Origin of the sequence: Phaeobacter italicus (genome assembly GCF_001258055.1) — a bacterium.
Classification (GTDB): Bacteria; Pseudomonadota; Alphaproteobacteria; order Rhodobacterales; family Rhodobacteraceae; genus Phaeobacter; species Phaeobacter italicus.
Genome location: NZ_CVRM01000032.1, coordinates 33,658 through 46,581, shown reverse-complemented (window position 1 = coordinate 46,581; position 12,924 = coordinate 33,658). Strand labels below are relative to the sequence as shown.

At 61.0% G+C, this 12,924-nt stretch carries 11 protein-coding genes; 4 read left to right on the top strand and 7 right to left on the bottom strand.

Features of this window, described 5'->3' with window-relative positions; translation table 11 throughout:
• Nucleotides 1–73: 73 nt before the first annotated feature.
• The gene (locus tag NIT7645_RS13765; protein ID WP_008562312.1) at nucleotides 74–2,080 is read left to right on the top strand and encodes a hydantoinase/oxoprolinase N-terminal domain-containing protein; all 2,007 of its coding nucleotides are present in this window, start codon (nucleotides 74–76) and stop codon (nucleotides 2,078–2,080) included.
• 58 nt (nucleotides 2,081–2,138) lie between these two features.
• Here NIT7645_RS13765 and msrA read toward each other — a convergent pair whose 3' ends face one another.
• From msrA to NIT7645_RS13730, 7 genes are all read right to left on the bottom strand, one after another.
• Nucleotides 2,139–2,660, bottom strand: coding sequence for a peptide-methionine (S)-S-oxide reductase MsrA (gene msrA, locus NIT7645_RS13760; RefSeq protein ID WP_008562392.1), 522 nt, complete (start codon nucleotides 2,658–2,660; stop codon nucleotides 2,139–2,141).
• Nucleotides 2,657–3,106, bottom strand: coding sequence for a peptide-methionine (R)-S-oxide reductase MsrB (gene msrB / locus NIT7645_RS13755; RefSeq protein WP_008559649.1), 450 nt, complete (start codon nucleotides 3,104–3,106; stop codon nucleotides 2,657–2,659). The genes msrA and msrB overlap by 4 nt, the downstream gene beginning before the upstream one ends.
• Before the next feature lie 102 nt (nucleotides 3,107–3,208).
• Nucleotides 3,209–4,138 carry a DMT family transporter gene (locus NIT7645_RS13750; RefSeq protein ID WP_008559725.1) on the bottom strand — a complete coding sequence of 310 codons (930 nt, stop codon included), beginning with the start codon at nucleotides 4,136–4,138 and terminating at the stop codon, nucleotides 3,209–3,211.
• 137 nt (nucleotides 4,139–4,275) lie between these two features.
• Entirely contained in the window at nucleotides 4,276–4,563 is a 288-nt protein-coding gene (locus tag NIT7645_RS13745) for an HU family DNA-binding protein (RefSeq protein ID WP_008561673.1), read from the bottom strand.
• Nucleotides 4,564–4,705: 142 nt separating this feature from the next.
• Nucleotides 4,706–6,172: an AMP nucleosidase gene (locus NIT7645_RS13740; protein WP_008562516.1), complete on the bottom strand. Its 1,467-nt coding sequence runs from the start codon at nucleotides 6,170–6,172 to the stop codon at nucleotides 4,706–4,708.
• Complete coding sequence (gene ade, locus NIT7645_RS13735) at nucleotides 6,169–7,971, bottom strand: adenine deaminase (RefSeq protein ID WP_008560544.1); 1,803 nt, start codon at nucleotides 7,969–7,971, stop codon at nucleotides 6,169–6,171. The genes NIT7645_RS13740 and ade overlap by 4 nt, the downstream gene beginning before the upstream one ends.
• Nucleotides 7,972–8,084: 113 nt before the next feature.
• Nucleotides 8,085–9,041: a GlxA family transcriptional regulator gene (locus NIT7645_RS13730; RefSeq protein WP_008560697.1), complete on the bottom strand. Its 957-nt coding sequence runs from the start codon at nucleotides 9,039–9,041 to the stop codon at nucleotides 8,085–8,087.
• 87 nt (nucleotides 9,042–9,128) lie between these two features.
• Here NIT7645_RS13730 and NIT7645_RS13725 point away from each other — a divergent pair, with 87 nt between their 5' ends.
• The 3 genes from NIT7645_RS13725 to NIT7645_RS13715 all read left to right on the top strand — a co-directional run bounded on the left by NIT7645_RS13725 (nucleotide 9,129) and on the right by NIT7645_RS13715 (nucleotide 12,878).
• Nucleotides 9,129–10,292 carry an acyl-CoA dehydrogenase family protein gene (locus NIT7645_RS13725; protein ID WP_008562752.1) on the top strand — a complete coding sequence of 388 codons (1,164 nt, stop codon included), beginning with the start codon at nucleotides 9,129–9,131 and terminating at the stop codon, nucleotides 10,290–10,292.
• 3 nt (nucleotides 10,293–10,295) lie between these two features.
• A complete protein-coding gene (locus NIT7645_RS13720) occupies nucleotides 10,296–10,604 on the top strand; it encodes an Rdx family protein (RefSeq protein ID WP_008561158.1) in 309 nt (102 codons plus the stop codon).
• A 243-nt stretch (nucleotides 10,605–10,847) separates the two neighbouring features.
• Entirely contained in the window at nucleotides 10,848–12,878 is a 2,031-nt protein-coding gene (locus NIT7645_RS13715; protein WP_050687294.1) for an acetate--CoA ligase family protein, read from the top strand.
• Nucleotides 12,879–12,924: the final 46 nt, after the last annotated feature.

The window sequence follows — 12,924 nt, the reverse complement described above, 5'->3', positions numbered from 1 at the left end:
AGAATGCCGCTTCCAGACATGCGGTGCCGCTTTTGCTTCGCTAGGCGGGATGGTGCGAACAGGAGGATGATGAATGACACTGCTTTTGGGGGTCGATACCGGCGGAACCTATACCGATGCGGTGCTGATCCGTGATGAGACACATGTTCTTGCCACGGCGAAATCCCTGACAACCCGGCAAGATCTGGCGATTGGTGTCGGCAAAGCGGTTGAGGCGGTGTTGTCTGAGGCTGGAGTGTCACCATCCGAGGTCACGCTGGCGGCGTTGTCGACGACATTGGCAACCAATGCGCTGGTTGAAGGTCAGGGCGGACGCGTGGCGCTGATCTATGTCGGCTTTGCCGAGGCAGATCTGGATCGGCACGGTCTGCGCGACGCGCTCAAGGGCGATCCGGCGCTGGTTCTTGCAGGCGGCCACAACCACGCAGGCGGGGAGGCGGCGCCACTGGATACAGCCGCTCTTCGCAGTTTTCTGCAAACCGAGGCAGCCCACGTCAGCGGCTTTGCGGTGGCAGGTCTGTTCGCCACCCGCAATCCCGCGCATGAATTGGAGGTGGCGCGCATCATCACCGAAGAAACCGGCATTCCCGTCACTTGCTCCCATCAGCTCTCTGCGCGGCTGAATGGGCCGAAACGGGCGCTGACTGCGGTTTTGAATGCCCGGCTGATCGGGATGATTGACCGGTTGATCGGCAGGGCAGAGACGCGGCTGTCAGAGCTGGGGATTGCTGCGCAGATGATGGTTGTGCGTGGCGATGGTGCACTGATGTCGGCGGAACAAGCGCGCGCACGCCCGATCGAAACCATCCTGAGCGGCCCTGCCGCTTCGCTGGTTGGTGCACGGTGGTTGACGGGTGTGGAGCGGGCGCTGGTCAGTGATATCGGCGGTACGACGACCGACGTGGCCCTGATCGAAAACGGCAAGCCCAAGATCGACCCTGCAGGGGCGCAGGTCGGCGGGTATCGCACGATGGTCGAGGCGGTTGCGATGCGCACCTCTGGCCTTGGCGGCGATAGTCAGGTCCATCTGGTGACCAGCGGCATGGACGGTGGGGTCACGCTTGGCCCTCGCCGGGTTTTGCCGGTGTCTCTGGTTGCAATGACGGCACCGGATGTGGTGCACGCGGCACTGGATACGCAGTTGCGCGCGTCCACAGTCGGTGAATATGACGGCCAGTTCGTGCGTGCGGTGCCCGGACAGTCCGCTGTTGGCCTTGCCGATCGCGATGCGCGCATTCTGGAGCGGATTGGTGACGCCACCCATCCCACTGGGGCAATCCTGCAAAGCCGGATCGAACAAACTGCGTTGATGCGGCTGGTGGATCGAGGGCTGGTGCAGGTCTCCGCCATCACTCCGTCCGATGCGAGCCACGTTCTTGGCCGCCTGTCTGCCTGGGACAGGGAGGCAGCTGAAAAGGCTCTTACTCTGTTTGCCCGCCGTCGTGTTGGCTCGGGGGATCGCCTTGCGCCGGATGCGCCGTCACTGGCGCAGATCATCATCGACCAAATGACCGAGCAGACCGCTTTGACCTTGTTAGAGACTGCATTTGCGGAAGAAAGCAGCCCGTTCGGCCCGCCGCCTGATCAGCTGGCGCGCCATGTTCTGATGCAGCGTGGGTTGAAAGGCCATCGCGGTCTGATTTCCCTGCAAAGTGGGCTGAACGTGGACGTGGTTGGTCTCGGCGCGTCCGCCCCCAGCTACTATCCCGCGGTGGGCGCGCGGCTGCATTGCAACATGATCCTGCCTGAACATGCGGGGGTTGCGAATGCAATCGGGGCTGTCGTCGGTCGCATCACCATGCGCCGCAGCGGAACGGTGACCTCTCCGGCTGAGGGCAAATTCCGCGTCCATTTGGATGACGGGCCGCAGGATTTTTCCACCCCGGAGGAGGCGCTGAACCTGCTTGAAGCGCATCTTCACGGAGAAGCCACTGCAGCCGCCGAAGAGGCCGGAGCCGAGGATATCGCCACCCAGATCGAGCGGGATATTCGCACCGCAAGGGTCGAGGCGCGTGATGTCTTTGTTGAGGCATTTCTGACCGTAGAGGCCAGCGGCCGACCCCGCATCGCCCACGCCTGATTTTGCATTCTGAGAATGACGAAGCCCCGCCGTTTGGCGGGGCTTTTTGCTGGGGCGCTTATTCGGCGGCCGTCTCGCTGCGTTTGGGCAGGACCCAATCGGGGCGGGGGAAGTGGCAGGTGTAGCCATTCGGGAGCCGCTCAAGATAGTCCTGATGCTCTGGTTCGGCTTCCCAGAAGTCGCCCACAGGTGCCAGTTCGGTGACGACCTTGCCGGGCCAGATTCCAGAGGCGTTCACATCGGCGATGGTGTCTTCTGCAATCTGCTTTTGCGTCTCATCGACGAAAAAGATTGCAGAGCGATAGCTGGTGCCGATGTCATTGCCCTGGCGGTCCACGGTGGTTGGGTCGTGGATCTGAAAGAAGAATTCCAGCAGCGTGCGATAGCTGGTCTGGGCAGGATCAAAGATGATCTCGATCGCCTCGGCATGAGTGCCGTGGTTCTTGTAGGTTGCGTTGGGCACGTCACCGCCGCTGTAGCCTACGCGCGTGCTGATGACGCCCGGACGCTTGCGGATCAGGTCTTGCATACCCCAGAAACACCCACCGGCCAGAACGGCCCGTTCAGTTGCGGTGCTCATGATCTATCCTCCACTTGGTCGATATAGTCGCCGTAACCTTCTGCCTGCATGTCGTCGAGATGCACAAAGCGAAGAGAGGCGGAATTGATGCAATAGCGCAGGCCGCCACGGTCGCGCGGCCCATCGGGGAACACATGGCCGAGATGGCTGTCGCCATGGGAAGAACGGACCTCGGTGCGGATCATCCCGTGGGTGCGATCCTCAAGCTCCTGAACATGGGCGGGCTCGATCGGCTTGGTAAAGCTGGGCCAGCCACATCCGGATTCATATTTGTCGGACGAGGCAAACAATGGCTCTCCCGAAACGATATCCACATAGATGCCGGGTTCTTTGTTGTAGAGCAGTTTGCCAGTACCGGGACGTTCTGTGCCCGATTGCTGGGTGACGTAGAATTCTTCTTCCGAGAGGGCCGCAATGGCGTCGGGGTCTTTGGAATAGCTGCGCATCTTGTCCTCCGATCTTTGGCGTTTGTCAGTAAATGGGGGCAGGGGGCAGAAAAAGCAAAGCGCTATTTCATGACCTCGCGCGACCGTGTTTGGCTGCCCGCGTCAGGGGCGGGCCCGGCCGGGCGCCTCTGGCAGGGTTCTGGTGGCCGTGGTGGCTGCATCGACTTGGGCCTTTTGGCGGGCAAGCTGCACCGCCAGAATGCCAAAGGTGACAATGGCGACACCGACCAGATCCAGAACACCCAGCCGCTCCCCCAGAAGAACACTGGCCACCGCAACGCCGAAAACCGGGTTCAAAAAGTGGAACGTTGCCGCGCGCACCGCACCGATCCGGTTCAGCAGCAGAACCCAGATAAAGGTCGCGGTCAGCCCCGGCACGAGCGTGGTGTAAACAAAGGCGAGGGCGAGCGGCCAACTGGGTTCCAGCCGGAAGGTTTCAACCATCGGGGCAACGACAAACAGAACTGCTGAACCGATCAACATCTGCAGGCCAACGACCATCATGTAGTTGCCGCCAGATGTTGCCCCACGCAGGGCAAGGGTCGCCAGCGTCAGGGCCAGCACGCCAATGCCGCAAAGCATGACACCAAAGAGATCCACACCGGCGCTGATGCGCGTCCCCATGATCAGTGCAACGCCAATGACCCCGGCAATCAACCCGGCCACGCCGAGCCGGGGCAGGCGTTCGCCGTAAACCGCCCACAGCGCAATTGCGACCAGCATCGGCATGGTTGATGCGATGATCGCAGCCAGTGACGCTTCGATGCTTTCCATCGCGACGAAATTGAGCCCAAGATAGAGGGCATTCTGGCAGATCCCGAAAACGATTGTGGCCTTCATCTGGCCGCGGGTCAGGCGCCAGCTCTGCCCGAGATACCGGGCAACGGCGACCCCGATCAAACCGGAAATCAGGAAGCGGAACGCCAGCGAATAAAGCGGCGAGGCATCCGCCACAATGATCCGGGCCGACGTAAAGGCCGACGACCACATGAAGGCAAATGCAAGCCCCATCGCCAATGCGCGCAGATCCATGGCCGTCTCTCCCTGCCGATCTAATGGCGTGACCCTGAAGCGACGCGCGGATGATGTCCATAGCTGCGCAAGACCGGGCAAAAAGAAAGGGCCGCCTGAAAGGCGACCCGCAACACAATCTTGGTCGTGATGTGAACTTAGCCGTTCACGCTGTCTTTCAGCGCTTTGGCGATGGTCATTTTCACGACTTTGTCCGCTTCTTTGGTGAACTTCTCACCGGTCGCGGGGTTGCGCACTTCGCGCTCAGGGCGCTCGCGGCAGTAGATCTTGCCAACGCCGGGCAGGGTCACTGCGCCACCGCCGGAAACTTCGCGGGTGATCAGCGCGCAAACGGCATCCAGAGCGGCGCCGGCGGCTTTCTTGTCGCTGCCCATTTCTTCAGCCAGAGCGGCAACAAGCTGGGTCTTGGTCATCGGTTTGGACATTCTTAGGTCTCCTTGTCACTGCCCGAGTTATGGGGCCTCATCGCGTAACCTTAGCGTTATGTTGTGTCGTAACACAACGCATTGTGTAGCATTTAGCCCAACAAAATAGGGGTTTTTGGCAGATTTCGGTGGAAAACTCGCCTTAAAGAAAGGCTGTTTCGTCGAAGGAGCGCAGTTTTCGACTGTGCAAACGCTCAAGTGGCATGCCGCGCAACTGTTCCATCGCCTTTATCCCGATCTGCAAATGCCGCGCAACCTGCGTGCGGTAGAAATCAGATGCCATGCCTGGCAGTTTCAGCTCACCATGCAGGGGTTTGTCCGACACGCACAGCAGCGTTCCGTATGGCACGCGGAAGCGATATCCATTGGCCGCGATTGTTGCGCTTTCCATATCCAGCGCGATGGCGCGGGACTGTGATAGCCGCTGGACCGGGCCGGATTGGTCGCGCAATTCCCAGTTACGGTTGTCGATGGTGGCAACGGTACCGGTCCGCATGATCCGTTTCAGATCATAACCTTCCAGTTCGGTCACCTCAGCAACGGCATTTTCCAGCGCGACCTGAATTTCCGCAAGCGCGGGGATCGGGGTCCAGATCGGCAGATCGTCGTCCAGCACGTGGTCCTCGCGCAGATACCCGTGGCCAAGCACGAAATCCCCCAGGGTTTGCGTATTGCGAAGACCGGCACAGTGGCCAACCATCAACCACGCATGCGGGCGCAATACGGCGATGTGGTCCGTGGCGGTTTTTGCGTTGGACGGGCCGACGCCGATGTTCACCAGGGTGATGCCACTGCCGTCTTCCCGCTTCAGGTGGTAGGTCGGCATCTGCGGCAGTTTGGTGGTTGGCGGGATTTCGGCATCCGCATGGGTGATCTCGTGGTCGCCGGTGCTGACAAAGCTGATGTAGCCTGACTGCGGGTCAGCCAGCTGGGCGCGGGCATAGGCCTCGAACTCCGCGACGTAGAACTGGTAGTTGGTGAACAGCACATGGTTCTGGAAATGCTGTGGATCCGTCGCCGTATAGTGCGACAGGCGGGCCAGCGAATAGTCGATGCGCTGCGCCGTAAACAGCGAGAGCGGCCCGGTGTTGTCGCTGGCCTGATAGGTGCCGTTCACGATGTCATCGTTGGTGGTCGCCAGATCCGGCACATCGAACACATCGCGCAGGGTAAAGCCTGCCGCCCCCTCTTGCGGGACGGTCAGATTGGGGTCTGAGGCGACAGCAAAATGCACCGGGATTGGTGTGTCCGAGACCGCAATGGTGACAGGCTGGCCATGATTGCGGATCAACAGGCCGATCTGTTGGGTCAAATAATGACGAAACAGATCCGGGCGTGTCACCGTCGTGGCATAGGTGCCGGGCGCTGACACATGCCCATAGCTGAGCCGACTATCCACCTGTGCAAACGACGAGGTGGTAAAGCGGATCTCCGGGTAATAGGCGCGGATGCGGTGCGGTACTGCGGCGCCATCGGCAATCACGCTGGAGAATTCGGTGCACAGGAACTGTGTCGCCTCCGAATAAAGCTGCTCCAGACGGGCGACGGCTGCGGCCGCGTCGGTGAATTCCTCAGCGGCAGGAAGTTGTGGGGTTTTTACTGTTGTCATGAAAGCGGCTCGATCACTGGAATTTTCTTGAAGCTGCGAACGTCGACCAGTCCAAGGTCGGAAATACGCAGCTCTGGGATGACGACAAGCGCCAGCAGGGAATGTTGCATATAGGCATTGTTCAGCGTGCAGCCACAGGCTTCCATCGCGTCGACCATCTTCTGCGCCTTGGCGGCGACCTCGGTTGCGGGGCTGTCGGACATCAGCCCGGCAATCGGCAGTTCAACCAATGCCAGCTCCTGCCCCTCGCGGAAAATGGTGATGCCTCCACCGACCTCGGCCAGCCGGTTCGCGGCCAGCGCCATCTGTGCACGATCGGTTCCGACGACAATCATATGATGGCTGTCATGGGCCACGGTCGAGGCCATCGCCATTTTGCCGGAATAGCCAAACCCGGAGACAAAGGCGTTGGTCACGCCGCCGGTTGCCCGATGCCGTTCGACAAGGGCAATCTGGCAGACGTCGCCACTGCCCTCGACCAGCCCGTCAACCACCGGCAATTCCGCCTGAAGGGCTTTGGTGGGGGCCTGGTTCTCGACGACCCCAATCACATTTGCAGTGACCGCGTTGGCCCCTTCAGGTGCGCTGATCTCAAAATCACGTGCGGACAACTCATGGCCCAGATGGACTGTGCCTCGGGCGCTGTCTGGCCAGTCGAGGTGCGGGCAGTCCACTTTGATTTCTCCGGCCTCGGCCACGATCTGGCCCCGCGCCACCACCACCTCGATGGGCAAGGACTTAAGGTCAGAGGTCAAAATCACATCTGCCCGGCGGCCCGGCGTGATAGAGCCCAGCTCTCGCTCAAGACCGAAATGGGTGGCTGTATTGATCGTGGCCATCTGGATGGCAACCAAGGGGTCGCAGCCGCAGTCGATCGCGTGACGCACAACCCGGTTCATATGGCCATCGTTGACGAGCGTGCCGGAATGGCAATCATCGGTACACAGGATGAAGTTGCGCGGATCCAGACCCTTTTCGGTGATCGCGGTGATCTGCGCCTCAACATCGTACCAGGCCGATCCCAGCCGCACCATCGCGCGCATACCTTGGCGCATGCGGGCAATGGCATCTGCCTCACAGGTGCCTTCGTGATCATCAGCCGGGCCGCCCGCCACATAAGCCGCAAAATCAGGGCCAAGGTCAGGAGAGGCATAATGCCCGCCAACGGTTTTCCCTGCGCGCTGGGTCGCGGCGATTTCGGCCAGCATCTTGGGGTCGCCATTGGCAACACCGGGAAAGTTCATCATCTCGCCAAGGCCGATGATCCCCGGCCAGTTCATCGCCTCGCCAACATCTTCGGGCGAGATCTCGTAGCCGGTGGTTTCCAGCCCTGGCGCAGAGGGCGCACAGCTTGGCATCTGGGTAAAGATATTGACCGGCTGCAGCAGCGCTTCGTCATGCATCAGCCGCACGCCTTCAAGGCCCAGCACATTGGCGATTTCATGCGGGTCGGTGAACATCGAGGTGGTGCCATGGGGGATCACAGCGCGGGCAAATTCTGCTGGGGTCAGCATGCCGGATTCGATGTGCATATGCGCATCACACAGGCCGGGCATCATGTAGCGCCCGTTTGCCTCGATCACCTCGGTGTCGGGACCGGTGCAATAGCCCGCGTCAGGCCCGACATAGGCAATACGTCCTGCGCTTATGGCAATGTCATGATCGGGGAGGAGTTCACGGGTGTGAACATTGACCCAGACCCCCTTGCGGATCACCGTATCCGCCGGGCGGCGACCTGCCGCAACTTCGATCAACTGGGGGGCTACATCGGGCCAGCTTGGGAATGCGATATCTGTCATGTGCCAATTGTTCTGATTACCTGAGCAAGCGCAAGGCCCCTTCAGGTCTAGCGCAAACAATAGCTCTTTTTTGTGAAACCATAAGATCGGTATCAGCGATGCGCCGCCGATGGTCAGCGCCGTGCGCTGCGCAACTGTCGGGGCGTTGTCTGAAACTCTGTCCGAAACGCCCGTGTCAGCGCGCTTGGGTTTTCATAGCCGCAGCGGAGGGCAATCTCCGCGACGCTGTATTCCGTCTCTAACACGAGGCGTTTCGCCCGTTTCAGACGAAAATGGCGATACAGTCCCTGTGGCGTCACGCCCAATTCTGCCTGTGTCCGGCGGGCCAGCTCGCGCAGGCTGCGCCCGGTCTGGCGGGCCACGTCGGTCAGGGGCAGGGGGTTCTCCAGATTGTCCTCCATCACCTTGACCGCCCGCGCCACAGTGGTGCTGCGCAAGGGCGTGCTGGAAAGGTTGCTGCCAGATGTCGGCTCCGGGTCTGCGCTCATGAATAGATCGGCAACATCCAGGCGCAGCGCCTGACCGTGTTGCTGTCCGATCATGTCAAGAATGCTGTCAAAGGCAGACATCGCTCCTGAACAGGTCAACCGGTCACGATCCCATAGATAGCGCTGCTGGCTGGCGTCCACCTCGGGAAAGCAGTCGGTGAACTCCTCCATCTCGGCGCGGTGAATGGTGGCGCGATAGCCCGTCAGCAATCCGGCAGCGGCCAGAAGCCAGGCGCCAGTATCAAAACCCGCCATCACACGGTATCGGGCGGCAGCAGCCCGCAGCCCCCGCGCCGTCGCATCGGTTGCGTGACGCAGATAGCCATAGCTCGGCATCGCGATGAGCATATCACCCTCAGCCCGCGCCAGTGCCCTCTGCGCGATAACTTCCATGCCGGCGGATGACACGGCAGGCGCACCTGAAAGGGTCAGGAACCGCCAGGAATAGAGATCGCGTCCAGCAAAGCCATTTGCCGCGCGGAGTGGCTCGACGGTATTGGCAAGGCAATGGCCCGAAAACTGATCAAACAGCAAAAGGTCAATCTGCTGCGTTGCAGCGTGTTGTTTCTTCCATTTTGGCACGATGATGTCCGATAGTGCATGATATTCTGTTCATCCAGACCTACGCTCAGGGGCAAGTCAACAGAATTACCCTGACGGGAGGGACCGATGCAGTTCGCAATGACCGAAGAACAGGCCATGATCGTGGAAACCACCCGCGCCTTTGTGGAGAAAGAGCTCTACCCCCACGAGGCGGAGATCGAACGCACCGGCCACCTGGACATGGACGTGATCCGCGATGTGCAGAAAAAGGCGATGGAGGCAGGGCTTTATGCCGCCAACATGCCAGAGGAGGTAGGAGGTGCCGGCCTCGATACGCTGAGCTGGCTGATGTATGAAAAGGAACTGGGCCGCGCCAACTATGCGCTGCACTGGACCGGCGTGGCGCGGCCATCGAACATCCTGCTGGCAGGCACCGAGGAGCAGAAGGAAAAATACCTGTTCCCCTGTATGAAAGGCGAGAAGTGGGACTGTCTGGCGATGACAGAGCCGGACGCGGGCTCGGACCTGCGCGGCATGAAGGCGACGGCGCGCCAGGACGGCGATGACTGGATCCTGAACGGCACCAAGCATTTCATCAGCCACGCCGATATCGCCGATTTCGCGATCTGCTTCATGGCCACCGGGATCGAGGACACCCCGCGCGGGCCGAAGAAGAAGATCACTGCCTTCTTTGTCGACAAGGGCACGCCGGGTTTTGAGGTGCGCGACGGCTACGGCAACGTCAGCCACCGCGGCTATACCAACGCGGTGCTGGAATTCGACGACTGCCGCCTGCCGTCCTCGGCCATTCTGGGCGAGGTCGACAAGGGGTTCGATGTTGCCAACACCTGGCTGGGCGCGACCCGCCTGCAAGTGGCCGCCACCTGCCTTGGTCGCGCAGACCGTGCCTTGCAGCATTCGATCGACTACGCCGCCGAGCGCAAACAGTTCGGCCAGCAAATCGGCAAGTTTCAGGGTGTGTCCTTCAAGCTCGCCGATATGGCGCTGGAACTGAAGGCGGCGAACCTCTTGACCTGGGAAGCCGGTTGGAAATTCGATCAGGGCACCGTCACCGAAAGCGACATGTCGATGGCCAAGCTGAAGGCGACCGAGATGCTGGCCTTTGTCGCCGATGAGGCGATCCAGATTCATGGCGGCATGGGATTGATGGATGAACTGCCGCTGGAACGCATCTGGCGCGACGCGCGGGTGGAGCGTATCTGGGAAGGCACCAGTGAAATCCAGCGGCACATCATCAGCCGCGAGATGCTGCGCGCCGTCGGAGGCTGATCCATGACCCAAACCGCACCACAGGCTGTGAAACCCAATGTGACCATCACCTACTGCATCGGCTGCAACTGGCTGCTGCGCGCGGGCTGGATGGCACAGGAATTGTTGCAGACATTCCAGGATCAACTGGGGGGAGTCACCCTGATCCCCGGTCACATGGGTGGTGTGTTCGAAATCCGACTGGACGGTGATCTGATCTGGGAACGCAAACGCGACGGCGGTTTTCCGGATGTGAAGGCGCTGAAAACCCTGGTGCGCGACCGGATTGACCCGGACCGGGATCTGGGCCATCTCGACCGGCCGGCACATTGAAACCCAGCAGTTTTTTCGCCTTCGGCGAGGATATTTGAAGGCCAGAAGAAGAGTGAAACCAGATCCAGCCCCCGGAGGGCAACGCCGCAACCGGGGGCCTTCTCCTGGCGCGGTCATCGGCGTCCCCGCCTGTACCGCGCAATCAGCGTTGCCGATTCTGGTTAATGAAACCCTACGCTTCTTCTGGCTGAAAATATCCCCGCCGGAGGCTCCCGAACTCTCAGCCTGCGGAACCGCAAGACAATGACACGCGACCTTTCCCGCCTTTTCCGTCCCAAATCCATAGCTGTGATCGGTGGTGGCGCCTGGTGCCGCTTGGTGATCGAGCAGTGCCAGAAGATGGGGTTCGGGGGCACCATCTGGCCCGTCCACCCCAAGGCCGAAGAGGTTGCGGGCCTGCCTGCGTTCAAAGACGTGGACAGTCTGCCAGAGGCACCAGATGCGGCCTTTGTCGGGGTGAACCGCTTTGCCACGATCGACGTGGTGCGGGCGCTGTCGGCGCGCGGGGCTGGCGGGGCAGTGTGCTTTGCGTCCGGTTTTCTGGAAGCCGCAGCAGAGGACGCCGAAGGGGCTGATTTGCAGGCGCAGCTGTTAGATGCGGCGGGCGATATGCCCTTCCTCGGCCCCAATTGCTATGGCTTCATCAACTATCTGGACGGTGCGCTTTTGTGGCCGGACCAGCATGGCGGCCAGCGGGCTGAGACAGGCGTGGCCCTGGTCACTCAAAGCTCCAACATCGCAATCAACCTGACCATGCAGAAGCGTGGCCTGCCGCTGGCCTATGTGGTGACTGCGGGCAATCAGGCACAATCGGGCATTGCTGCAATTGGCGAGGCGCTGCTGGAGGACGACCGGGTCACTGCGCTGGGTCTGCATATCGAGGGGTTTGGTGATCTGCGCGCCTTTGAGGCACTTGCCGCCCGTGCCCGCGCATTGGGCAAGCCCATCATCGCCCTGAAGGTTGGCAAGTCGGCCGAGGCCCAGGCCGCAACGGTTTCTCATACCGCCTCGCTTGCGGGCGGCGACGCGGGGGCAGGGGCTTTGCTGTCGCGATTTGGTATTCCGCGTCTGGATGATCTGTCGTCTTTCCTGGAGACGCTGAAGCTGTTGCATGTAACGGGGCGTCTGCCCTCGAACCGTATTGCGACCATCAGCTGTTCGGGGGGCGAGGCAAGCCTGGCCGCGGATACCGCTCATGCGCGCAGGGTGGCGTTTCCACCCCTGAATGACCGCCAGAAAACCGATCTGCGCGCCGCGCTCGGCCCGATGGTGGCGCTGGCCAATCCGCTTGATTATCACACCTATATCTGGCGCGACACCGAGGCGATGACCAACGCCTTCGCTGCGATGATGGATCCGCAACTGGCGATGACCATGCTGATTGCCGATTTTCCGCGCGGGGATCGCTGTGATGCGTCTGACTGGGAATGTACCATTGCTGCAATGATCGCAGCGCGGGAGCGGACCGGCGCCAACGCCGGTTTCATCGCAACCCTTCCCGAACTCATGCCAGAGGAGGTCGCAGCCCGGCTGATGGAGGCCGGTGTAGTTCCGTTTTCCGGGCTGACAGAAGCAATTGCTGCCTGCGAAGCGGCAAGCCTGTGTCTGCCCGAACCACCGGAGCCGCTGTTGTTGCCGACAGCCACAGTAGAGCCCGATCTGATCCCCGAAGCCGAGGCCAAGCGTCAGCTCTCGGCCTATGGGTTGCGGGTGCCGCATTCCAAACGCGCCATCTCGGCCACCAACGCACGGGCCGTGGCTGTTGATCTCGGCTTCCCTGTTGTTCTCAAGGGAGAAGGGGTCGCCCACAAGACTGAGGCAGGAGCCGTTGTGCTGAACCTGACCTCAGGTCAGGCGGTCAGCGATGCAGCACATGACATGCCGGCCCGCAGTTTCCTGATCGAGGAAATGGTGACAGGTGCGGTGGCAGAGCTGCTGATCGGTGTGGTCAAGGACCCGGCCCACGGGTTTGTCATGACCCTTGCAGCGGGTGGTACGCTGACCGAAGTCCTGCAGGACAGCGCATCGGTTCTATTGCCTGCGTCTGAGGCGGATCTTGAAACCGCGCTCAACAGCCTGCGGGTGTCACGGTTGCTCGACGGGTATCGTGGCGCTGCCGCTGCCAATCGCGAGGCTCTCATGGCGGCCATCCGCGCGGTTGAGGCCTATGTGCTTGAGAATGCGCTGGGGTTGGAGGAGATCGAGATCAACCCGCTTCTGTGCACGCCAACAGATGCCGTGGCCGCGGATGCGCTGATGCGGCGGAAATACTAGGGCTGCGGCTTGAAAACAGACAGGCATGCCACATGCCAGGAGGAGA